This window comes from Romboutsia sp. 13368 (assembly GCF_018336475.1).
In the GTDB taxonomy this organism is placed as follows: Bacteria; Bacillota; Clostridia; order Peptostreptococcales; family Peptostreptococcaceae; genus Romboutsia.
Genome location: NZ_CP048741.1, coordinates 2,142,711 through 2,166,396, shown reverse-complemented (window position 1 = coordinate 2,166,396; position 23,686 = coordinate 2,142,711). Strand labels below are relative to the sequence as shown.

The window sequence follows — 23,686 nt, the reverse complement described above, 5'->3', positions numbered from 1 at the left end:
AAGCATATATAAAAGGGGGATTTAATTTGCTAAGAAGATTAGATGATATATTAGATATCCTTAAAGGAAAAGAAAAAGTAATTCTTTCTGTAGCTGCTGCAGAAGATAAAGAAGTTTTATTATCTATAAAAGATGCAGTTGAAAAAGATATAATAGAACCTATGCTAGTTGGAGATAAATCAAAAATAAATTTACTTGCAGATGAAATAGATTTTGATTTAAGTGGAATAAAAATAATAAATTCTAATAGTATAGAAGAGAGTGCTAAAATAGCTGTTGAATTAGTATCAACTAATAATGCAGATTTTGTAATGAAAGGTATTTTAGATACTTCTGTTCTTCTTAAATCCGTATTAAATAAAGATTATGGTCTTAGAACTGATAGTCTTCTTAGCCACGTAATGATATATCAATTAGAGAATTATCATAAGCTGTTATTGTTGACAGATGGAGGAATGAATATTTCACCTGATTATGAACAAAAAGAAAAGATACTTAACAATTCTGTACAAGCAGCAAAGGCCTTAGGGATAGAAACTGTAAAAGTAGCTTGTCTTGCAGCAAAAGAAAAAGTTAGCCATAAAATGAAAGCTACTATAGATGGCGATTTACTACATAAGGCATCTATAGATGGTAAATTTGGTAAAAATATTATAGTTGAAGGACCGTTAGCATTTGATTTAGCAATTTCAAAAGAGGCTAGTGAGAAAAAAGGATTTAAAAGTGAAGTATCAGGTGATGTTGATATTTTACTAGTTCCTAATATAGAAATGGGAAATGGAATAGGAAAATCATTTACATATATGGCAAATGCAAAATCGGCAGGTGTAATTATGGGAGCTAAAGCACCTATAGTATTAGTTTCAAGAGCTGATAGCGCTGAGTCTAAATTATATTCTATAGCGTATGGGGCACTAATAGCTAAAAATTTAAGTAAATAATTAGATWRTTAAAAATTTAATAAAATTAACACCAATTCAGCAAAAATTAGTATATAATCAAATTAGGTAATATAGATACTAAATTTTGATGGACATATTTTTTATTCATCCTAGGATTTTAAAATCAAGGAAAAGGGGATATAGGAATATGGATAAGAAAATGATGACTATTGATTTAAACAGCCAAGTTTTATTAGATAAGGCTGAAAGAGACGGCGTAGAAACAATGTATGATAGAAAATTGAATTTCAAATCGCAATGTGGATTTGGTCTTCAAGGTAACTGTTGTAGAATATGTGGAATGGGACCATGTAGGATAACTCCTAAGACACCAAGAGGGTTATGTGGTGCCGATGAACATGTTATAGTAGGTAGAAACTATGCAAGAATGGTTGCAGGTGGAGCTGCAGCTCACTCTGACCATGCAAGAGATATAGCTCATACAATGGCTTTAGCAAGTAGAGATGGAAATTATAAAATAAGAGATGAAGTTAAATTAATAAAATTAGCAAAAGAATGGGATATAGAAACAGAAGGTAGAGATATCTACGATATAGCTCATGAAGTTGCAGATGTAGCTTTAATGGAATTTGGTAAGCCCTATGGAGTAGCAAGATTTTTAAAGAATGCTCCAGTTCAAAGACAAAAAGTATGGAAAGACCTTGGAATAGAGCCAAGAGCTATAGATAGAGAAGTAGCAACTATAATGCATTCAACTCACATAGGATGTACAGCAGACATAGATAGTTTAATACATATGTCACTTAGAACATCTTTAGCAGATGGATGGGCTGGATCAATGATAGGAACTAGATTTAGTGATATATTATTTGGAACTCCAACAGTAAGAGAAACAGAAGCTAACTTAGGAGTTTTAGAAGATAACAAAGTAAATATAATACTACATGGTCATGAACCTTCATTATCTGAAATGATAGTTTTAGCATCTGAAGACCCAGAATTAGTAGCATTAGCTAAGGAAATGGGAGCAGAAGGAATAAACTTAGCAGGTATGTGCTGTACAGGTAATGAAGTTACAATGAGACATGGTGTAAAAACAGCAGGAGACTTCCACCAACAAGAACTAGCAATAGTTACAGGCGCAGTTGAAGCAATGATAGTAGACGTTCAATGTATATTCCCAGCACTAGCAAAAGTAGCTAAGTGCTATCACACAAAATTCATAACAACATCTCCAAAGGCTAAAATAGCCCAGTCGACATATATGGAATTCTCAGAAGAGACAGCATATGAAGATGCAAAACAAATAGTAAGAGAAGCAGTATTAAACTTTAAAAATAGAGACAAATCAAAAGTACTTATACCAGAATTAAAATCAAGTGCAACAGTAGGATACAGTACTGATGCTATAATTGGACAATTAGATAGAGTTGTAAACTCTCAAATAGATCCTTCTGGAACTCTTAAACCATTAGCAGATTGTTTAAAATCTGGAGTATTGAGAGGAGCAGTAGGTGTAGTTGGATGTAATAACGCTAAAGGCGTTTCAAATAAAGCTCATATAACAATAATGAAAGAATTAATTAAAAACGATATACTTGTTGTTACTACAGGATGTGGGGCTTCAGCTGCAGCTAAATTTGGTTTAATGACTAAAGAAGCAAGAAAATTAGCAGGTAAGGGATTGGCAACAGTTTGTGAATTAGTTAACATTCCGCCGGTATTACATTTCGGTTCTTGTGTTGACTGTAGCCGTATATTAGAAGTAGTAAGTGAAACTGCTAAAGCTCTAGATATGGATATGTGCGACCTTCCAGTAGCTGGTGTAGCACCAGAATGGATGTCTGAAAAAGCAGTTGCTATAGGTACTTATGTTGTAGCTTCTGGTATAGATACATACTTAGGTATAATGCCTCCAGTATCAGGTTCATCAAGAGCAGTAGAAATATTATGTGGTGAATTACAAGATATGGTTGGTGCAAAATTTACAGTTAATGAAAATCCAGAAGAATTAGCTCAAATAATAATATCTGATATAGAAAAGAAACGTGTTCATTTTGAAAATTTAGTTGAAGAAAAAATGAATCAAGTATATGAACAAGTAGCTGAAGTAGAAGCTTAATATAAAAATGAAAGATATAGGAATATTTCAAAATTATTCCTATCAAAAGACAAAAACACTTAGGTAAACACTTGTATTTCTATATGTTTTATCTATGTAAAAAGGTGGTATAATATGAAAATAGCGGTAACAGGTAAAGGTGGAGTAGGAAAGACAACTTTTTCTTCTATGTTGTCTAGAATGTTTGCAGATGATGGATATAGAGTAGTTGCTGTAGATGCAGATCCTGATGCAAATTTAGGTTTAGCATTAGGTTTTCCAAAGGAATTATATGAATCTATAACTCCAATATCAGAAATGAGAAAATTAATTTCTGATAGGACTTCTGCAGAAACAGGAACTTTTAATAAAATGTTTAAATTAAACCCTAAGGTAGATGACATACCAGATCTTTATTGTAAAGAACACAATGGAGTTAGATTACTTACATTAGGAACTGTAGATTCCGGTGGTTCAGGATGTGTTTGTCCAGAACATGTATTACTAAAAAGACTTTGCTCTCATTTAATACTACAAAATAAAGATGTTGTAGTTATGGATATGGAAGCAGGTATTGAACATTTAGGTAGAGGTACTGCACAAGGTGTTGATGCTTTTATAGTAGTAGTTGAGCCAGGAGAAAGAAGTTTACAAACATATAGAAAAGTTAAGAATTTAAGTAGGGATATAGGTGTTAAACAGATATTTGTTGTAGGTAATAAAATTAGAAATAGGGAAGATGAAGAATTTATATTATCTAATTTAGAGGATGGAGAAGCTTTAGGCTTTATATACTATAATCAAGATGTTATAAATTCTGATAGGAGTAGTCAATCTCCATATGATACTAGCCAAGAAACTAAGGAACAAATTGAATCAATAAAAAATAAGTTGATGGGATTAAATGTGTCATGTAATTAAAATGATATTACCGTAATCATTATTTATATAGATTATTTACAAAACATAAATAACTTATACATGGTGAAATTTAATATTTAAATTATAGGGAGGATGACGATTATGGGATTCAAATCAGATATAGAAATAGCTCAAGAAGCTAAACCACAAGATATAAGAGAAGTAGCTAAGAAGTTAGGATTAGGAGAAGATGATATAGAATTATATGGTAAGTATAAAGCTAAAGTTGATTATAATTTATTAAACAGAAGTAAAGGTGGAAAAAAATCTAAGTTAATATTAACTACAGCTATAAATCCAACTCCAGCAGGAGAAGGAAAAACAACTACTACTATAGGTGTTGCAGATGGATTAGCTAAATTAGGCGAAAATGTATTAGTTGCATTAAGAGAGCCTTCTTTAGGTCCTGTATTTGGTATAAAAGGTGGAGCTGCTGGTGGAGGATATGCACAAGTTGTTCCAATGGAAGATATAAACTTACATTTTACAGGAGATTTCCATGCTATAGGAGCTGCAAATAACTTACTAGCTGCTATGTTAGATAACCATATTCACCAAGGTAATGAGCTAGGAATAGACTCAAGAAGTATAACTTGGAGAAGATGTGTTGATATGAACGATAGACAACTAAGAAATGTTGTTGATGGTTTAGGGTCAAGAGCAGATGGAGTGGCTAGAGAAGATGGATTTGATATAACAGTTGCTTCAGAAGTAATGGCTGCTTTCTGTTTAGCAAGTGATATAGTTGATTTAAAAAATAGATTAGGAAGAATAATAGTAGGTTATAACTTCCAAGGTGAGCCTGTAACTGCAGAGCAATTAAAAGCTAATGGGGCTATGGCAGCTTTATTAAAAGATGCTTTAAAACCAAACTTAGTTCAAACATTAGAAGGAACACCTGCATTTGTTCATGGTGGACCATTTGCTAATATAGCTCACGGGTGTAACTCAGTTATAGCTACAAAAATGGCTATGCACTTTGCAGATTATGTAGTAACAGAAGGTGGATTTGGTGCTGACTTAGGTGCTGAAAAATTCCTAGATATAAAATGTAGAATGGCTGATTTAAAGCCTGATGCAGTTATAATAGTTGCTACAGTAAGAGCATTAAAATACAATGGTGGAGTTCCAAAAGACCAATTAAATAATGAAAATTTAGAAGCTTTAGAGGCTGGTCTTCCAAACTTATTAAAGCATGTTGAAAATATAACTCAAGTATTTAAGTTACCAGCAGTAGTTGCTATAAATGAGTTCCCAACTGATACAGAAGCAGAAGTTAACTTAGTAAGAGAAAGATGTAAAGAATTAGGAGTTAACGTTGCTTTATCTCAAGTATGGGCAAAAGGTGGAGAAGGTGGAGTTGAATTAGCTAAAGAAGTAATTAGATTAACTAGTGAGCCAAATGAATTTGAGTTCTGCTATGAAGATAATTTAAGTATAGAAGAGAAAATAAATGCTATAGCTACTAAGATATATGGAGCTGATGGTGTAGACTTTACTCCACAAGCTAGAAAAGAATTAGAAAAGCTAGAGAAATTAGGATTCTCACATATGCCTATATGTATGGCTAAAACTCAATATTCTTTAACTGATGATCAAACTAAATTAGGTAGACCAACAGGATTTAGAATAACAGTTAGACAATTAACAGTTTCAGCAGGTGCTGGATTTATAGTTGCTTTAACTGGTGCAATAATGAAGATGCCAGGACTTCCAAAAGTTCCAGCAGCTGAAAAAATAGATGTTGATGAAAATGGAGTAATATCTGGATTATTCTAGCAGGTAATAATGTGGGGTGTGGAAAATTCCACACTTCTACTAAATAATAATTGATTGTTTTTAGGGTATTTAAGGGGGAAATCATGAAGATATCTGAAAAAACTTGTGTTGAGTTTGTAGAAGTACTTGCTTCAAAGTCAGCTGTACCTGGTGGAGGAGGAGCAGCAGCATTAGTTGGTGCTATAGGAATGGCTTTAGGCAGTATGGTATGCAATTTAACTATAGGTAAGAAAAAATATGCTGAGTATGAAGAAAGCATAAAAGTAATATTAAATAAAGCAGGAGAAATAGAAAAGAAATTATTAAGTATGATAGATGAAGATGCTGAAAATTTCTTGCCTCTTTCAAAAGCTTACGGACTTCCTACTTCAACTGAAGAAGAGAAGAAGATAAAAGAAGAAACAATGGAAAATGCGTTAAAAGTAGCTTGTGAAGTTCCAATAAACATAGTAAGAGTATGCTTTGATGCAATAAAATTACATGAAGATTTAGTTGATAAAGGTTCAAGACTTGCTATAAGTGATGTAGGTGTAGGAGTTCAATGCTTAAGAGCTGCTATACTTAGTGGTCAATTAAATGTAGTAATAAATATAAACTCTATAAAAGACATAGAATATGTTGAAAAAGTAAGAAGTGAAGTAAATAATTTAGTAGAAGAAGGCATAAGAATTTGTGATGAAGTTTACGCTAAAGTAGAAAAAGCGTTAGAAAAGTAATTATTAAATTAGAAAACTCATACAAGGTATACTTGTATATTATATAAATTAAAATTTAAGGGGGATTTATAAAATGGAAGTAACTGCAACTAAAGGATTAATAATAAAAGGAAAGCCAGTAGCTGATCAAATAAGTGAAAGTTTAATAAAAGAAGTTAATGAATTAGTTAAAGAAGGCATAAATCCTAAGTTAGCTATAGTTAGAGTTGGATCTAGAGGAGACGATTTAGCTTACGAAAGAGGGGCATTAAAGAGATGCCAAACTATAGGTATAGAAACTGAAGTTGTAGAACTAGCAGAAGATATAACTCAAGAAGATTATGAAAAAACTTTAAGAAGTTTAAATGAAAATAAAGATGTTCATGGGATATTATGCTTTAGACCACTTCCAAAACAATTAAATGAAGAAGCAATAAAATACGTTATATCCCCAGAAAAAGACGTAGATTGCTTTAGCCCAATAAACTCTGCAAAAATAATGGAAGGCGACAAATCAGGATTCCCACCATGTACTCCAACTGCTGTTGTAGAAATATTAAAACATTATGATGTTGAATTAAAAGGTGCTAATGTAGCTGTACTTGGAAGAAGTATGGTAGTTGGTAAACCTGCCGCAATGCTTTTATTAAATGAAAATGCAACTGTAACTATATGTCACTCTAGAACTCAAGATTTAGCTAAAGTAACTTCAGAGGCTGATATATTAGTAGCTGCTGTTGGTAGAGCTAAAATGGTAAAAGAAAACTTTGTAAAAGAAGGTGCAGTTGTAATAGATGTAGGTATAAACGTTGATGAAAATGGAAACTTATGCGGAGATGTTGATACAGCATCTGTACAAAATAAAGCATCTATGATAACTCCAGTTCCTGCAGGAGTAGGGTCAGTTACAACATCTATACTTGCTAAGCATGTAGTTAAAGCTTGTAAGTCTCAAAACAATAAATAATATATTATAAGTTTTAGGGGGAATAGAGATGATAATTTCTGAAAATAAGCCTATGAGTGAAATCCTGGGATTTTTAAAAAATGCTGAAAAAGTAGTTTTAGTTGGATGTAATCAATGTGCTGCAACTTGTAAAAGTGGTGGAACAGAAGAAGTTCTAAAAATGAAAGAAGCATTGGAATCAGAAGGAAAAACTGTTCTAGGTTATACGATATTAGACCCAGCGTGTAACTTACTAAAATCTAAAAAAGATTTAAAAGCCCTGAAAACAGAAATAGCAGATGCAGATGCAGTTTTATCTTTAGCTTGCGGAGATGGAACACAAACTATAGTGAAAAATCTTAAAAAGAAAGCTGTTTATCCAGCGAACAACACTATGTTTATAGGAGAAACAAAAAGAGTTGGAGAATTTGAAGAAGCTTGTAAGGCTTGTGGACAATGTGAACTTGGATGGACAGGAGGAATATGTCCTGTAACTGTATGTGCTAAAGGATTAATAAATGGTGCATGTGGTGGAGCAAAAAATGGTAAATGTGAGATAAGTCAAGAAAATGATTGTGCTTGGGTAATGATATATGAAAGATTAAAAGAAATCGATCAATTAGATAATCTTTTAGAAATGAGACCAATGAAAGATTACTCTAAACAAAATAATCCAAGATACTTAAACATCAAACAGAAGCAACAACAAAAAGCTTCTGCTAAGGCATAAGAACTTTTAAAAGGTTAAAAGGGGGATATTTTTAATGAGCTTATTAAGAGAAACATTAGAAAGTGGAAAGTTTGCAGTTACAACTGAGATGGCACCTCCCAAGGGAACAGACCTTTCACATTTAGTAGAATGTGCAAAACCATTAGTAGGAAGAGTTCATGCGGCTAATGTTACAGATTTCCAATCTGCAGTTATGAGAACCACTTCACTTGCTACATGTAAAATATTAAAAGATGTTGGATTAGAACCAGTACTTCAAATGACTGGTAGAGATAGAAATAGAATAGCTATACAAGGTGAAATGTTATCTGCTGGTGTATTTGGAATAAAAAATATGTTAGCTTTAACAGGAGACCATACAGTAGTTGGAGACCACCCACAAGCTAAGGGTGTATTTGACTTAGATTGTATAGGTATACTTCAAACAGCTGAAACATTAATGGATGGAAAAGATTTAGTTGGAAATGAACTAAAAGGTTCTCCAGAATTCTACTTAGGAGCGTCAGTTACTCCAGAATATGCTCCAATAGAAATACAATTAATGAAAATGCAAAAGAAAATAAATGCAGGGGCTAAATTCTTCCAAACTCAAGCTGTATACGATATAGAGCATATGAGAGAATTTAGAAAATTAACTAGACATATGAATTGTAAGGTATTAGCAGGTATAGTACCTTTAAAATCTCCTGGAATGGCGAAATTCATGACTGCAAATGTTCCTGGTATATTTGTTCCAGATAATCAAATAGAGAGATTAAGAGCCGTAGGAAAAGAAAACTGGGTATCTGAAGGTATAAAGATGGCTGGTGAATTCATAAGACAATTAAGAGAAGAAGACTTATGTGATGGTGTTCATATAATGGCGATAGGAGCAGAAGAAAATGTTCCAGCTATATTAGATGAAGCAGGATTATAAAAATAAGATATTCTAAAATTTAATTGCGATAGGGGAGGATTAATATGAAAATAGCAGTTATAGGAGGAGGACCAGGAGGTTACGTTGCAGCAATAAAAGCATCTATGCTTGGGGCTGAAGTAACAGTTATAGAGAAGAAAAAAGTTGGAGGAACTTGCTTAAATGTAGGATGTATACCTACTAAAGCATTACTTGCATCTTCTTCAATGTTAATGAATATAAGAGAAGCTAAGGACTTTGGTATAAATATAGAGGGAGAAGTTAATACAGACTTTAGTGCTGTAATGGCTAGAAAAGATAAAGTTGTAAGTCAGTTAGTAAGTGGAATAGAGTTCTTATTTGAAAAAAGAGGAATAAATTTAGTAAATGGATTTGGTAAGCTTGTAGATAAGAATACTATAGAAGTTACTAAGGATGACGGTTCAGTAGAAACTATAAATGCTGATAAAATAATATTAGCAAATGGTTCAGTTCCTGTAGTACCACCTACGATTCCTTATGATAAAAAACGTATAATCACTAGTGATGAAGTACTAGGATTAACTGAATTACCTAAGTCTATGTTAATCATAGGAGGAGGGGTAATCGGTTGCGAAATAGGTCAGTTTTTTGGGGCTTTAGGCACTGAAATTACTATAGTTCAAAGAGGAGAACAACTATTACCTTTTGAAGATAAAGATGTTGTAAAACAGTTGCATAGACAATTTAAAAAAGATAAAATTAAAGTACTACTAGAAAATGGAGTTGATTCTTGCGAAGTAGTAGGGGACGAAGTAGTATCAACATTATCAGACGGAAGTAAAGTAACTACTCAATATGTATTAGCTGCTATAGGTAGAAAACCAAATATTGAAGGCTCTGGAATAGAGGAATTAGGGATAGAGTTAAACAGAGGTAAAATAGTGGTTAATGAAAACCTTGAAACTAATGTAGAAGGTATATATGCAATAGGAGATTTAATAAATACTCCAATGCTTGCACATGTTGCTTCTAAGGAAGGAATAATAGCTGTAGAAAATGCTTTTGGAAAATCTAAAAGTGTAGATTATACAGCAGTGCCAAGATGTGTATATACTGAACCTGAAGTTGCTGCAGTTGGAAAAACTCAAAAGCAATTAGATACTGAAGGTGTTGAGTATAATGTAGGTAAATTTGACTTTAGAGGATTAGGAAAGGCTCAAGCTATTGGTCATATACAAGGATTTATAAAAGTTCTTGCTGATAGTGAAGATAAAATAGTAGGTGCATCAGTAGTAGGTCCTCATGCAACAGATTTATTAACAGAATTATCACTTGCAGTACATTTAGGATTAACTGTAGAGCAAGTAGGAGATGTTATACATGCACATCCAACATTATCTGAAGGTTTAATGGAAGCACTTCACGATGTTCATGGAGAATGTGTTCATGCAGCTCCAAAATTAGATAAAGCACAAGCTTAATACAAAACAGAGTAAATTAAAAGCTCTGTTTTGACAAAAACAAAGGGGGAAATCTTGGTATGGGATATAATATAGCAGTAGCAGGTAAAGGTGGAACTGGAAAGACTAGTCTTACAGGGCTTTTAATCAATCACCTAACAACTAATAATAAGGGACCAGTATTGGTTGTTGATGCAGATGCAAATGCAAATATAAATGAAGTATTAGGTATAGAAGTTGAAACTACTATAGGTTCAATAAGAGAAGAAGTTAGCCAAAGGGAGAAGCAAGGGAATGCATTTCCAGGAGGAATGACAAAAGCTCAATACCTACAATATAGATTAAATACTTGTTTAGCTGAAGGCGAAGGATATGACTTAATGGTAATGGGAAGATCTGAAGGAGAAGGGTGTTACTGTTACGTAAATGGGATATTAAGAGAGCAAACTGATAAATTATCAGATGCTTATGAATATTTAGTCATAGATAATGAAGCTGGAATGGAACATCTAAGCAGAAAAACAACTAAGCATATAGACAAACTTTTATTAGTTAGCGATTGTTCAAGAAGAAGTGTTCAAGCTGTTGCTAGAATAAGAGATTTAGCGAAAGAATTAAACTTAAGTGTAGGAGATATATACTTAATTATAAATAAAGTTCCAAGTGGAAAATTAAACGATGGGATAAAAGAGGAAATTGATAAACATAATCTAAACCTTATAGGAGTAGTACCTATGGATGAAATGATATATGAATATGATTCTTCAGGAATACCATTAGTTAATTTACCAGAGGAGTCAAAAGCTAAGATAGCCATAAGTGATATAATGGCTAAACTAGAATTAAATTAGTATTAAGGGGGAAAAGCTATGGCATTTAAGATGTCTGTTCAAAAGTATTCTGGAAAAGTATCAGAAGTAGAAATAGGTACAGGAGAAAAAGCAATAAAAATAGGTGGAGAAAGTACACTACCATTTTACAGCTTTGATGGAGATACAGGAAATACTCAAAAAGTAGGAATAGAAATGTTAGATGTTTATCCAGAAGGATGGACTGATGGATTTAAAGAAATGTATAAAGATGTTTGCGATTGTCCGGTTAAGTGGGCTAAGTACATAGAAGAAAATTTAAACGCAGACTTTATATGTTTAAAGCTTGAAAGTTCTGATCCAAATGGTCTTGATAGAAGCCCTGAAGAATGTGCACAAGTTGCTAAAGATGTAGTTGAATCAGTTAGCTTACCTGTAGTTATAGCAGGATGTGGAAACCATGAAAAAGATTCTAAGGTATTTGAAAAAGTAGCTCAATCACTAGACGGTAATAACTGTTTATTCTTAGCAGCTACAGAAGATAACTATAAAGCAGTTGGTGCTGCATCTACAATGGCATATAGCCACAAAGTAGCAGCTGAAACTTCTGTTGATATAAACCTAGCTAAACAATTAAACGTATTATTAACTCAATTAGGTGTTAAACCTGAAAATATAGTTATGAATGTAGGATGCTCAGCTGTAGGTTATGGATATGAGTATGTTGCATCTACTATGGATAGAATTAGACTTGCTGCATTTGGTCAAAATGATAAAACATTACAAATGCCTATAGTAACTCCAGTTTCATTCGAGACTTGGAATGTTAAAGAATCTATAGCAAGTATAGAAGATGAACCTCAATGGGGATGCATGGAACAAAGAGGTATAAACATGGAAGTATCTACTGCAACAAGTGCTTTAGTTGGTGGAGCAAATGCAGTTGTACTTCGTCATCCAAAATCAGTAGAAACTATAAAAGAATTAGTTAGTGCGTTAGCTTAATTAAATTGTAAGGTTAGGGGGAAAAAATCATGGCATTAAAAGCTTTAGATATATTTAAATTAACACCAAAGAAAAACTGTAAGGATTGTGGATTTCCAACTTGTATGGCTTTCTGTATGAAAGTTGCTTCTGGAGCAGTAGAAATAAACAAGTGTCCACATATGTCTGATGATGCATTAGCAAAATTATCAGAAGCAACAGCTCCTCTAATGAGAGGTGTAAAAGTAGGAAGTGGAAGTTCTGAATATGAATTAGGTGCTGAAACAGTACTATTTAGACATGAAAAAACATTAGTAAATAGAAATAGATATGCAGTAGCATTTGATGATTCTATGACTAATGAACAAATAGATTTAAAAATAGCTAATATAAAAGCTGTTAACTATATAAGAATAGGCGAAGAAATGAAAGCTGAAATGGTAGTTTTAGAATACCGTGATAATAAAGAGGGATTCTTAAATTTAGTAAATAGAGTTAACGAAAGTACATTAGATGTAACTCATATAATAGTATGTGAAAATGTTGAAATAGCTAAAGAAGCTATAGAAATATTAAAAGATAAAAAACCTATAGTTTATGGAGCTAATAAAGATAACTACCAAGGCATGGTTGAATTAGTAAAAGACCTTAAATTAGCATTAGGTGTAAAAGCTGCTAATTTAGAAGAATTATATTCTACAATTGAAGCAATTCAAGGATTAGGATATAGAGAATTATTATTAGATGTAACTGGAGAAAGTATAAAAGATACATTTACAAATGCTGTTCAAGTTAGAAGAATAGCCTTAAAAGAACAAGACAGAACGTTTGGATACCCATCAATAGTATTTGCAAATAAATTATCAAATAATGACCCACAAATGGAAGTAGCCCTATCATCAATGTTTACAATAAAATATGGATCTATAATAGTAATAGATGACATAGATTACTCAAAAGCATTACCACTATTCGCATTAAGACAAAATATCTACACTGACCCACAAAAACCAATGAGAGTTGAACCAAAAATATATCCAATGAATAACGCAGATGAAAATTCACCAGTAATGGTTACTGTTGACTTTGCATTAACTTACTTCATAGTATCTGGAGATATAGAAAGATCTAAAGTTCCAGCATACTTAGCTATACCAGATGCAGGAGGATACTCTGTATTAACTGCTTGGTCTGCAGGTAAGTTCAGTGGAAGTAGCATAGCTAACTTTATAAAAGAAAGTAAAGTTGAAGAAATGACTAAAAATAGAGATTTAATAATACCAGGAAAAGTTGCTGTATTAAAAGGTGATATAGAAGAGAACTTACCAGGATGGAATGTAATAATAGGTACAGAAGAATCTATGGAAATACCTAAGTTCTTAAAAGATTACAAAGCTAAGCAAGATCAAGCAGTAGCAAATGCATAATACATAAATAAAAATAGTAGCTAATATATTTAGCTACTATTTAAAAAAATAAAAAAGTAACTTATAGGGGGATAAATAAATGGAAAAATTTTTAGTAATAGGTGAAAGAATACACTGTATATCACCATCAATAAGAAAAGCTTTAGCTGAAAGAGACCCTGAACCAATATTAAAAAGAGCTAAAGAACAATTAGAAGCTGGTGCACATTACATAGATTTTAATATAGGACCTGCAGAAAGAGATGGAGAAGAATTAATGACTTGGGGTGTTCAGTTACTTCAAAAAGAATTTAATAATGTTCCATTAGCTTTAGATACTGCAAATAGAAAAGCTATAGAAGCAGGACTTAAAGTATATGATAGAACTCATGGAAAACCAATAATAAACTCTGCTGATGCAGGTGGAAGAATAGATTTAATAGATTTAGCAGGAGAATATGAAGCTAAAGTTATAGCTTTATGTGCTAAAGAAGGTATACCAAGAGATAATGATGAGCGTATGGCTTACTGCCAAGAAATGTTAGAAAGAGGTTTAATGGCAGGATTAGAACCAGAAGATATGTTATTTGACCCATTATGCTTAGTTATAAAAGGAATGCAAGAAAAGCAAATGGAAGTTTTAGAAGCTATAAGAATGATGACTGAAATGGGATTATTAACAACTGGAGGATTATCTAATGTTTCTAATGGTTGCCCAAAACATTTAAGACCTATATTAGACAGTGCTTGGCTAGCTATGGCTATGGCTAATGGATTTAGTTCAGCTATAGTAAATCCTTGTGATGAAGAATTAATGAGAACGATAAAATCTTGTGACATAATAAGAGGAGCTTCTTTATATGCAGACTCATTCTTAGAGTTAAATGAAGGTTCATTTGCATTTAATATATAAGATATAAACATAGATAAAGAAGTTTAAAAAGGGGGAAATATAGAGTGAACTTATTTGATATAATTTTTACAGGTTCTGAGCAAGCATTACAAGCTGCGAAAGGATTATTAAACCAAGCTATAGAAGCTAATGGAAGAGAACATAAAGTAGCATTCACTGATACTGCATATTCATTACCATGTATATATGCAGCAACAGGAAAAAAAATGAACTGTTTAGGAGATTTAGAAGGAGCTCTTGAAATAGTAGAAAGCTTAATAAATAAAACTCATTTATTAGAGCATGCATTAAATTCCGGATTAGCTACAGCACTTGCTGCTGAAGTTATAGAAGCTATAAAATATGCAACTAGTGAATCTCCATATAGTGAACCTTGTGCAGGTCATATAAGTGACCCTATAATAAGATCACTTGGTGTTCCACTAGTTACAGGAGATATACCAGGAGTTGCAGTTGTACTTGGAGAGTGCCCAGACTCTGAAACTACAGCTAAAATAATAAAAGATTACCAATCTAAAGGTTTACTTACTTTCTTAGTTGGTAAAGTAATAGACCAAGCAATAGAAGCTGAAGTAAAAATGGGTCTAGAATTAAGGGTTATACCATTAGGGTATGATGTAACATCTGTTATACATGTTGTATCTGTTGCAGTAAGAGCTGCGTTAATATTTGGGAACTTAACTCCAGGAGATTTACCAGGATTATTAGAATATACTTCTAAGAGGGTKCCTGCATTTGTAAATGCATTTGGACCATTAAGTGAATTAGTTGTATCTGCTGGTGCTGGAGCTATAGCTTTAGGATTCCCTGTTATAACAGACCAAATTGTACCAGAAGTTCCAATGAACTTATTAACTCAAAAAGATTATGATAAGTTTGTAGCTACTTCTTTAGAAGCTAGAGGAATAAAAATAAAGATAACAGAAATACCAATACCTGTATCATTTGCAGCAGCATTTGAAGGTGAAAGAATAAGAAAGAATGATATGTTTGCTGAATTTGGTGGAAATAAAACTGAAGCTTGGGAACTTGTTATAAAGAGAGAGTTAAGTGAAGTTGAAGACCACAAAATATCAGTAATAGGTCCTAATATAGATGAAATAGAATCAAATGGAGTAGTAAGATTACCACTTGCTGTTATAGTTAATATAGCTGGGAAATCTATGCAAGAAGATTTTGAACCAGTTCTAGAAAGAAGATTACATTACTTCTTAAACTACATAGAAGGTGTAATGCATGTTGGTCAAAGAGATATGTCTTGGATAAGAATATCTAAAGATGCTTATGAAAAAGGATTTAGACTAGAGCATATAGGAGAAGTTTTATATGTTAAAATGCTAGAAGAATTTGACTCTGTTGTTGATAAGTGTGAAATAACTATAATTACAGATGCTGAGAAAGTTTCACAGTTAAAATCTCAAGCAATAGATAGATATAATTCTAGAGATGAAAGAATAGCTTCGTTAGTGGATGAAAGTGTTGAAGAATTCTATTCTTGTAATATGTGTCAATCTTTTGCACCAGCACACGTATGTGTTGTTACTCCTGAAAGACTTGGACTTTGTGGAGCAGTTAGTTGGTTAGATGCTAAAGCTACTAAAGAATTAGATCCAACTGGACCTTGCCAACCGATAGTTAAAGGGCCATGTTTAGATGAAAGATTAGGTAAATGGCAATCAGTTGATAATACAGTAAGCGAAATATCTCAAGGTGCTGTTGAGAATGTTACATTATACTCTATACTTGAAGATCCGATGACTTCTTGTGGATGCTTTGAGTGTATATGCGGTATAATGCCTGAAGCTAATGGATTTGTTATAGTAAATAGAGAGTACTCTGAAATAACTCCTGTTGGTATGACATTTGGAGAGCTTGCTTCTATGACAGGTGGAGGAGTTCAAACTCCAGGATTCATGGGACATGGAAGACACTTTATATCTTCTAAAAAGTTTGCTTATGCAGAAGGTGGTCCAGAAAGAATAGTTTGGATGCCAAAAGAATTAAAAGATTATGTAGCGGATAAATTAAATGCTACAGTTAAAGAAATGTGTGGTATAGAAAACTTCACAGATATGATATGTGATGAAACTATAGCTAGCGATTCAGAAGGTGTATTAGCATTCTTAGAAGAAAAAGGACATCCAGCATTATTAATGGAATGCGTAATGTAATTTAGTATATTAGGAGGGCTATTATGAAAGTTATACCAAGTTTAAAATATACTGACAAACATGAATGGGTTAGAATGGATGGAGAATTTGCTTATATAGGAATAACAGATTATGCTCAAGATCAATTAGGCGAGGTGTTATTTGTTGAAATGCCTGAAGTTGGAGATGAATTAAGTCAAGGAGAAGAATTTGGTGTAGTTGAATCTTCAAAAGTAGCATCAGATTTAATAGCTCCTTTATCTGGAGAAGTTGTTGAAAGAAATGAAAGATTAGATGATGAACCAGAATATATAAATGAAGATCCATATGATGCATGGGTTGTAAAAATTAAAGTAGCTGATGAAGATGAGTTAGAAAACTTATTAAATTCAGATGGATATGAATCTATAATAGAGTAATTTAAATAAGAGTATGAAGGTTTGAGTGCACACAAATCTTTCATACTCTTTATTAATGCCTATAGAAATAACATATGCTAAAATTATAGTAGAAAAGCATATTGGGGGAATGGGATATGATAAAAGTAAATTTCACATCAAATAATAAAGAAGTTTATTGTAATAAAGGTGATAGTTTATTAGATGTTGCAAGGGAGGCAGATATATTTATAGATGCTCCTTGTAATGGAAATGTATCTTGTGGTAAATGCAAAGTAAAACTTATAAAAGGGAATGTTGATACAGAAAAAACACGTCATATAAAAGATGAAGAGTGGGAACAGGGATATGTGTTAGCATGTAATACTAAAATAATAGAGGACGTAGAAATAGAAGTACCATCTAAATTATCCTCATCAATGCATGGAATGAAAATAGAGGGTAGTGATAATAAGAAAGATAAAGAAATATTTGATAGAGCAAAGAAAATAATAGAAGAAAATAATTTTGGATTTAAAACTAATATTGAAAAAACTTATATAGAAATGGATGAACCTACATTAGATGATAATATAAGTGATATTGATAGAATAGAAAGACATGTTAGAAATAATTTAGGATATGATGAAATAGATTTTACATTAGAATTACTTAGAAAAGTTCCACAAATAATAAGAGAGGAAAATTTCAAAGTAACAATAACTTATGCTAAACATAAAAATAAAATAACTATATTAAATATAGAATCAGGTAATAAAGAAGATAAACTTTATGGAGTTGCTATAGATATAGGAACTACATCTGTGGTTGTATGTTTAGTTGACTTGCATACTAAGGAAGTTATAGATAAAGCATCATCTGGAAATGCTCAAATAAAATATGGTGCAGATGTTATACATAGAATAGTATATTCAAGAAAGGAAAATGGACTTAAAGAACTAAATGAGGCGATAATAGATGAAACTATAAACCCATTGTTAGAATCTATTTATATAAAAAATAATATAAATAAAGATAATGTAGTAAGTCTTGTAGTTGCAGGAAATACAACTATGTCTAGCTTATTCTTAGGAGTTTACACAGATTTCTTAAGACAAGAACCATTCATACCACCATTTTTAAAGTCTCCTAAATTACTAGGTAATGATATAGGATTAAATATAAATAATAATGCCTATGTATTTTTAGCCCCGTCAGTTGCATCATATGTGGGAGGCGATATTACAGCAGGTGTATTATCTGCAGGCATTTGGTCTAGTGAAAAAAATGTATTATTTATTGATTTAGGTACTAATGGAGAATTAGTATTTGGAAATAAAGACTATATGATGAGTTGTGCTTGTTCTGCAGGTCCTGCATTTGAAGGTGGAGGAATAAGCTGTGGAATGAGAGCATCAAGTGGAGCTATAGAAGAAGTAAAAATAAATAAAGAAACATTAAAACCAACTCTCACTATAATAGGAGATAACAAGCCTGTAGGTATATGTGGCTCAGGTATAATAGATTTAATATGTCAAATGCTAATTACGGGAATAATAGACAGAAGGGGAAAAATACATAGAGATATAAACAATGAAAGAATAAGATTTAATGAGTATGAAATAGGTGAATATGTATTAGCATTTAAAGAAGAATATAATCTAGAAAGTGATATAACAGTAAATGAAGTTGATATAGATAACTTTATAAAAGCTAAAGGTGCTATATATTCTGGAGCATCAGTTTTAATAGAAAGTTTAGGCATGGATTTTAGTGTTATAGATAAGGTTTATATAGCTGGAGGTATTGGAAATAACCTGAACATAGAGAATTCTATATTAATAGGATTACTTCCTGATATAGACAGAGAAAAATTTGTATACATAGGTAATAGTTCATTAGTAGGCTCTTATCTTGCATTAGTGAGTGAAGATGCTAAAAATAAGCTTAAAGATATAGGAAATGAAATGACTTATGTTGAGTTAAGTGTTTATCCAACATATATGGATGAATTTATATCAGCATGTTTTTTACCTCATACAAACATAGAGCAATTCCCAACAGTAAGATCAATATTAAGTGAGCAATTATAATATATTGAACTATCTGTATTGGATAAATTTGGTTGACTATCAATTAGTGACAGTGCTATACTCAAATTATAAAAGAATAGTAAGAAATGAAATTCTGAAGGTTTCTTCGGTGTATTGAAATACCTGAAGAAACCTTTTTTAATATAATTTAAGGGGGAAATAAGTTATGTGTGAATCAGCAGCATATATTTTAAAAGAAGAGGGATTAGAGAGAATAATGGATAACGTTGTGAGTGTAGATCCATTTGAAGGACAAGTTTATTTAACTGATTTATTAGGTGAGCAAAAAATAGTGGATGGAGAAATAAAAGAAATAAGACTAATGGACCATAAAATAATAATAAAAGAAAATAAAAAATAATAGGGGATATATAAATGATAATAGCTGTTATAGATGGAATGGGTGGAGGTATAGGTGCTCAAATAGTATCTAATCTTAGGGAAGAGCTACCATCATATATAGAAATATATGCACTTGGTACAAATTCTATTGCAACTAGTGTTATGATGAAATCACATGCAAATAAAGGTGCTACAGGGGAAAATGCAATAGTTACATCAGTTAAGAAAGCTAATATAGTAGTAGCACCAATATCTATAACTATGCCTAATGCTATGATGGGAGAAGTTACAACTAAAATAAGTGAATCAGTAAATGACTGTGAAGCTTTAAAGATATTTTTACCTATCATGCCAGAGAATACAGAATTAGTAGGCTTAGAAAACAAGCCATTAGCATTATTAATAAGAGATAGTATTAAGTTAATAAAAAAAGAATTTAATATAAAATAATGGGGAGAAAAGTATAATGATATTCAACAATAATAGAGTGAGATTCCACCATGCAGATGATCATGACCATCCATATGGACATGGACATGACCATGTACATCCACATACACATAGTGAATCAATTGAGAATAAAGATGAAAAAACTTTAAATATATTATTACTTCATTGGGTAAAACATAATGAATCTCATGAAGAAGGATTTAAAGAATGGGTGGACAAAGCTAAGAATATGGGAAAATATGAAACAGCAAATAATATTGAAAAAGCTATTGAATACTTACAAAAGGTAAATGAGATGTTAATGGAAGCTAAAAAAAATATGTAGTAACTAGCAAAAATAAGATAGTAATATTTATTAATAAAAATTAATTATAAATTTTATAATAAATTTATTTTATAATTGGGGGAGAAATAATTATGATAAAAAGTTTAAGTTTAAAAAAATTTTTAGCTGCAATATCTATAATGGGATTAACATTAAGTGTTGTAGGATGTTCATCAAGTAATGAAAGTAAAGATGACGTATCAGAAAATAAAATAGAACAAAGTAACTTTACACCAGTAGAATTTACATATTCAGATGGGGCAAAATACTATGATGTAAAGATTGAAACTCCAAGAGAAAAAGCTGTAACATTATCCCAATTCATGACAGAGATGCTATTAGCTCTTGATTTAGGTGATAAGATGGTAGGAACTGCACTTTTAGATAATCCTATACTTCCTGAGTTTGAAGAAGCATATAATAAAATACCAGAACTTGAAATAGGTGAAGGACACTCAGTATCTAAAGAAGGATTTATGGCAACAGGTGCTGACTTTGTAAGTGGATGGGACTCATCTATAAGTGATCAAACAACAGGAGCACCAGACGAACTTATAGAAAAAGATATAACTCCATTTATGGCAAAATCATATAATCCAGATGCTACAGTAGAAACTGTATATGAAGATTTTGAATTATTAGGGAAAATATTTGGAGTAGAAGATAAAGCAAATGAAGTAATAAATAAAATGAAAAGTGATATAAAAGTTGTAACTGATAAAGTTGGTGATATAAAAGAAGAAGCTAGAGTAAAAATGATGGTTTATGATTCAGGTGAAAATGATGCAATGGTAGTTGGATCAGGTCTTGCTAATAACTTAATAGATTTAGCTGGTGGTAGCAATATATTTGGCAAAGATGAAACTAAACCTTATATAAATGTATCTTGGGAAAGTATAGTAGCTGAAAATCCAGAAGTTATAATTGTAACAGATTACTTAGCAGGTTCTCCAGTTGAAGAAAAAATTGAGTTCTTAAAAAGTCATCCAGCATTAAAGGATGTTGATGCAATAAAGAATGATAAAATATATGTTGTAGGATTAGCAGATTTATCTCCAGGTGTTAGAAATCCTATGGTTATAGAAAAAATGTATGGATATTTCTTTGGAGAAAATAAATAATGGAAGTATCAATACAAAAAACAAGAAACCTTTCAACAAAGAGGGGGTTCTTATTTTGGACTATAGCGTTAACTATATTACTAACAGTTGTAGTAGTTGGGGCTATAGCTATAGGTAGTACATATATAGAGCCTGGAGAAGTATATAAAGTACTACTTAGTAAATTATCTAATGGAACTTTATTTGGAGATGTTGGAACTGTTATGACACAAAATATAATATGGGAAATTAGATTTCCAAGGGTGTTATTAGGTGCATTATGTGGAGCTGGTATTGCACTTTGTGGTGTACTTATGCAATGTGTAACTAAAAATCCAATAGCAGAACCATATATGCTTGGTATATCATCTGGAGCATCTTGTGGAGCAGTTGCAGTTATAGTATTAGGTGGAATATCATCAATAGGAATTAATAGTATAAGTGTAGGTGCATTTATTGGTTCTATATTATCAGGAGTATTAGTATTTGCTATAGGTACTCAAATGGGAAAAACGACATCTACTACAAGATTAGTTCTTACGGGTATGGCTATATCAACAATATTTTCAGCACTTACAAACCTTCTTATATATTCAGCAGATAATTCAAATCAAGCTAAAAATGCATTGTTTTGGACAATTGGTAGTTTAGGTGGAGCAAAGTGGGATGTTTTATTATTCCCATTTATAATATTAGTTATAGTTATGATAATTACCTTTATAATGTCAAAATCATTAGACATATTACTTTTAGGTGACGATAGTGCAATAATACTTGGAATAAATGTAAAAATGATAAAATCTATAATATTGGTATTAGCAACTTTACTTACATCATCTTTAGTTGCAATAACTGGGGCTATAGGATTTATAGGTCTTGTAGTACCTCATATATCTAGAACTATAGCAGGAAGTGACCATAAAAAGTTAATAGTACTTTCATCATTAATGGGAGCTATATTCTTAATAGTATCAGATGTATTAGCAAGGGGGCTTTTCCCACCAATAGAAATACCAATAGGAATAATAACAGCTTTAATAGGTGGACCATTCTTTTTATATTTAATTTCAAAGAAAAATTACTCTTTTGGAGGAAATGACTAATGATTAAGGTGCAAGTTAAAAATTTAGGATTTAGTATAGATAAAAAAGAAATACTAAAAGATATATCTTTTGAAGTTCCAAAAGGAAGTTTTGTAGGAATAATAGGGCCAAATGGATCAGGAAAATCAACATTACTTAAAAATATATATAGACTACATAAGCCATGTAGTGGAAGTATAACTTTAGATAATAAAGATTTATCTAAAATGAAAGATAAAGATTGTGCAAAAGAAATAGCAGTACTTGCTCAAGAAAGTAATTCACAGTTTGATTTTACAGTAGAGCAAATTGTAAAAATGGGAAGATATCCATACAAATCTGTTTTTGAAAATTATTCCAAAAGTGATATTCAAATGGTTAAGGATATGTTAGAGAAAGTTGGATTAAATAATTATAGTAATAGGAGTTTTTCTAATTTATCTGGTGGAGAAAAGCAGCGAACTTTAATTGCAAGGGCATTAGTTCAAAATACAGATTTTTTAATACTAGATGAGCCTACAAATCACCTTGATATAGGTTACCAAATACAACTTATGGACCTTATTAAAAGTCTTAATATAACAACACTATCAGCAATACATGATATGAATATAGCATCTATGTATTGTGATTATTTAATAGTTATGAAAGATGGTGAAATTAGAGATTTTGGAAAGGTTGAAGATGTTATAACACCACAAATGTTAAAAGAAATATTTGGTGTAAATGCTTATGTAGGAGTAAATCCAATAAATAACAAGTTACAAGTTTCATTTATGCATACTCATGAACATATAAATGGAGTAGGGCATGATCATATACATGAAGATGGATTTACAGGAGAGCATGTTCATTACCATAATCACGATAGAGAACATTCAATTTAAGATTAGCTAAAAGCTAATCTTTTTATTTTATTATGTATAATGATTATATAATCTAAGATTTCATTATACATAATAAAATAGTAAAAAATTTCTAAAAAAGTTACATAAACTTGTTGACTATTTTAGGATAAGCTTATATAATTAAAGTATAAATTAAATAAATACGGAGAAGTACTCAAGTGGCTAAAGAGGAACCCCTGCTAAGGGTTTAGGCTGGGTTATACTGGTGCGAGGGTTCGAATCCCTCCTTCTCCGCCAGTTAAAAGACTATGAATTTCATAGTCTTTTTTATTTTTCAAATGAATAAAAACATACCTTATAGATAAACTATATCAATAGATATAATATATGAAAGAA

The 23,686-nt window shown here is 31.6% G+C and carries 22 protein-coding genes and 1 tRNA gene; all 23 read left to right on the top strand.

Features of this window, described 5'->3' with window-relative positions:
* The first annotated feature begins 26 nt into the window (after positions 1–26).
* Positions 27–941, top strand: a complete 915-nt coding sequence (locus G3997_RS09040) for a bifunctional enoyl-CoA hydratase/phosphate acetyltransferase (RefSeq protein WP_296645452.1) — start codon at positions 27–29, stop codon at positions 939–941.
* Between the two features lie 148 nt (positions 942–1,089).
* Positions 1,090–3,024, top strand: a complete 1,935-nt coding sequence (cooS, locus tag G3997_RS09035; protein ID WP_296645451.1) for an anaerobic carbon-monoxide dehydrogenase catalytic subunit — start codon at positions 1,090–1,092, stop codon at positions 3,022–3,024.
* Positions 3,025–3,138: 114 nt separating this feature from the next.
* Positions 3,139–3,924, top strand: coding sequence for an ATP-binding protein (locus tag G3997_RS09030; RefSeq protein WP_296645450.1), 786 nt, complete (start codon positions 3,139–3,141; stop codon positions 3,922–3,924).
* Positions 3,925–4,026: 102 nt separating this feature from the next.
* The gene (locus tag G3997_RS09025; protein WP_296645449.1) at positions 4,027–5,703 is read left to right on the top strand and encodes a formate--tetrahydrofolate ligase; all 1,677 of its coding nucleotides are present in this window, start codon (positions 4,027–4,029) and stop codon (positions 5,701–5,703) included.
* A gap of 83 nt (positions 5,704–5,786) precedes the next feature.
* Entirely contained in the window at positions 5,787–6,419 is a 633-nt protein-coding gene (locus tag G3997_RS09020) for a cyclodeaminase/cyclohydrolase family protein (protein ID WP_296645448.1), read from the top strand.
* Positions 6,420–6,492: 73 nt separating this feature from the next.
* On the top strand, positions 6,493–7,365 hold the full coding sequence (locus G3997_RS09015) for a bifunctional 5,10-methylenetetrahydrofolate dehydrogenase/5,10-methenyltetrahydrofolate cyclohydrolase (protein ID WP_296645447.1): 873 nt from the start codon (positions 6,493–6,495) through the stop codon (positions 7,363–7,365).
* Between the two features lie 28 nt (positions 7,366–7,393).
* A complete protein-coding gene (locus G3997_RS09010) occupies positions 7,394–8,074 on the top strand; it encodes a methylenetetrahydrofolate reductase C-terminal domain-containing protein (RefSeq protein ID WP_296645446.1) in 681 nt (226 codons plus the stop codon).
* 34 nt (positions 8,075–8,108) lie between these two features.
* Positions 8,109–8,990, top strand: a complete 882-nt coding sequence (locus G3997_RS09005; protein WP_296645445.1) for a methylenetetrahydrofolate reductase — start codon at positions 8,109–8,111, stop codon at positions 8,988–8,990.
* A 44-nt stretch (positions 8,991–9,034) separates the two neighbouring features.
* Positions 9,035–10,432, top strand: coding sequence for a dihydrolipoyl dehydrogenase (gene lpdA, locus G3997_RS09000; protein WP_296645444.1), 1,398 nt, complete (start codon positions 9,035–9,037; stop codon positions 10,430–10,432).
* Positions 10,433–10,491: 59 nt separating this feature from the next.
* Positions 10,492–11,262 (top strand): ATP-binding protein, encoded by a 771-nt coding sequence (locus tag G3997_RS08995; RefSeq protein ID WP_296645443.1) that lies wholly within the window; start codon positions 10,492–10,494, stop codon positions 11,260–11,262.
* An 18-nt stretch (positions 11,263–11,280) separates the two neighbouring features.
* Complete coding sequence (gene acsD, locus G3997_RS08990) at positions 11,281–12,225, top strand: acetyl-CoA decarbonylase/synthase complex subunit delta (protein ID WP_296645442.1); 945 nt, start codon at positions 11,281–11,283, stop codon at positions 12,223–12,225.
* A gap of 29 nt (positions 12,226–12,254) precedes the next feature.
* Complete coding sequence (gene acsC / locus G3997_RS08985; protein ID WP_296645441.1) at positions 12,255–13,631, top strand: acetyl-CoA decarbonylase/synthase complex subunit gamma; 1,377 nt, start codon at positions 12,255–12,257, stop codon at positions 13,629–13,631.
* A gap of 79 nt (positions 13,632–13,710) precedes the next feature.
* Positions 13,711–14,523: a carbon monoxide dehydrogenase/acetyl-CoA synthase methytransferase subunit gene (gene acsE, locus G3997_RS08980; protein ID WP_296645440.1), complete on the top strand. Its 813-nt coding sequence runs from the start codon at positions 13,711–13,713 to the stop codon at positions 14,521–14,523.
* Between the two features lie 44 nt (positions 14,524–14,567).
* Positions 14,568–16,694 (top strand): acetyl-CoA decarbonylase/synthase complex subunit alpha/beta, encoded by a 2,127-nt coding sequence (gene acsB / locus G3997_RS08975; RefSeq protein WP_296645439.1) that lies wholly within the window; start codon positions 14,568–14,570, stop codon positions 16,692–16,694.
* Positions 16,695–16,717: 23 nt separating this feature from the next.
* The gene (gene gcvH, locus G3997_RS08970; RefSeq protein ID WP_296645438.1) at positions 16,718–17,092 is read left to right on the top strand and encodes a glycine cleavage system protein GcvH; all 375 of its coding nucleotides are present in this window, start codon (positions 16,718–16,720) and stop codon (positions 17,090–17,092) included.
* Between the two features lie 116 nt (positions 17,093–17,208).
* Positions 17,209–19,143: a corrinoid activation/regeneration protein AcsV gene (gene acsV / locus G3997_RS08965; protein ID WP_296645437.1), complete on the top strand. Its 1,935-nt coding sequence runs from the start codon at positions 17,209–17,211 to the stop codon at positions 19,141–19,143.
* A gap of 166 nt (positions 19,144–19,309) precedes the next feature.
* Entirely contained in the window at positions 19,310–19,504 is a 195-nt protein-coding gene (locus G3997_RS08960; RefSeq protein WP_296645436.1) for a CooT family nickel-binding protein, read from the top strand.
* A 14-nt stretch (positions 19,505–19,518) separates the two neighbouring features.
* Positions 19,519–19,935 (top strand): DUF3842 family protein, encoded by a 417-nt coding sequence (locus tag G3997_RS08955; protein WP_296645435.1) that lies wholly within the window; start codon positions 19,519–19,521, stop codon positions 19,933–19,935.
* Positions 19,936–19,951: 16 nt separating this feature from the next.
* On the top strand, positions 19,952–20,260 hold the full coding sequence (locus G3997_RS08950; protein WP_296645434.1) for a zinc transporter: 309 nt from the start codon (positions 19,952–19,954) through the stop codon (positions 20,258–20,260).
* Between the two features lie 92 nt (positions 20,261–20,352).
* Positions 20,353–21,381, top strand: coding sequence for an ABC transporter substrate-binding protein (locus G3997_RS08945; protein WP_296645433.1), 1,029 nt, complete (start codon positions 20,353–20,355; stop codon positions 21,379–21,381).
* Complete coding sequence (locus G3997_RS08940; protein WP_296645432.1) at positions 21,381–22,463, top strand: FecCD family ABC transporter permease; 1,083 nt, start codon at positions 21,381–21,383, stop codon at positions 22,461–22,463. The genes G3997_RS08945 and G3997_RS08940 overlap by 1 nt, the downstream gene beginning before the upstream one ends.
* Positions 22,463–23,329 (top strand): ABC transporter ATP-binding protein, encoded by an 867-nt coding sequence (locus G3997_RS08935; protein ID WP_296645431.1) that lies wholly within the window; start codon positions 22,463–22,465, stop codon positions 23,327–23,329. Before G3997_RS08940 ends, G3997_RS08935 begins: the two co-directional genes overlap by 1 nt.
* Positions 23,330–23,494: 165 nt before the next feature.
* Positions 23,495–23,587 (top strand) — tRNA-Ser (locus tag G3997_RS08930).
* Positions 23,588–23,686 lie beyond the last annotated feature (99 nt).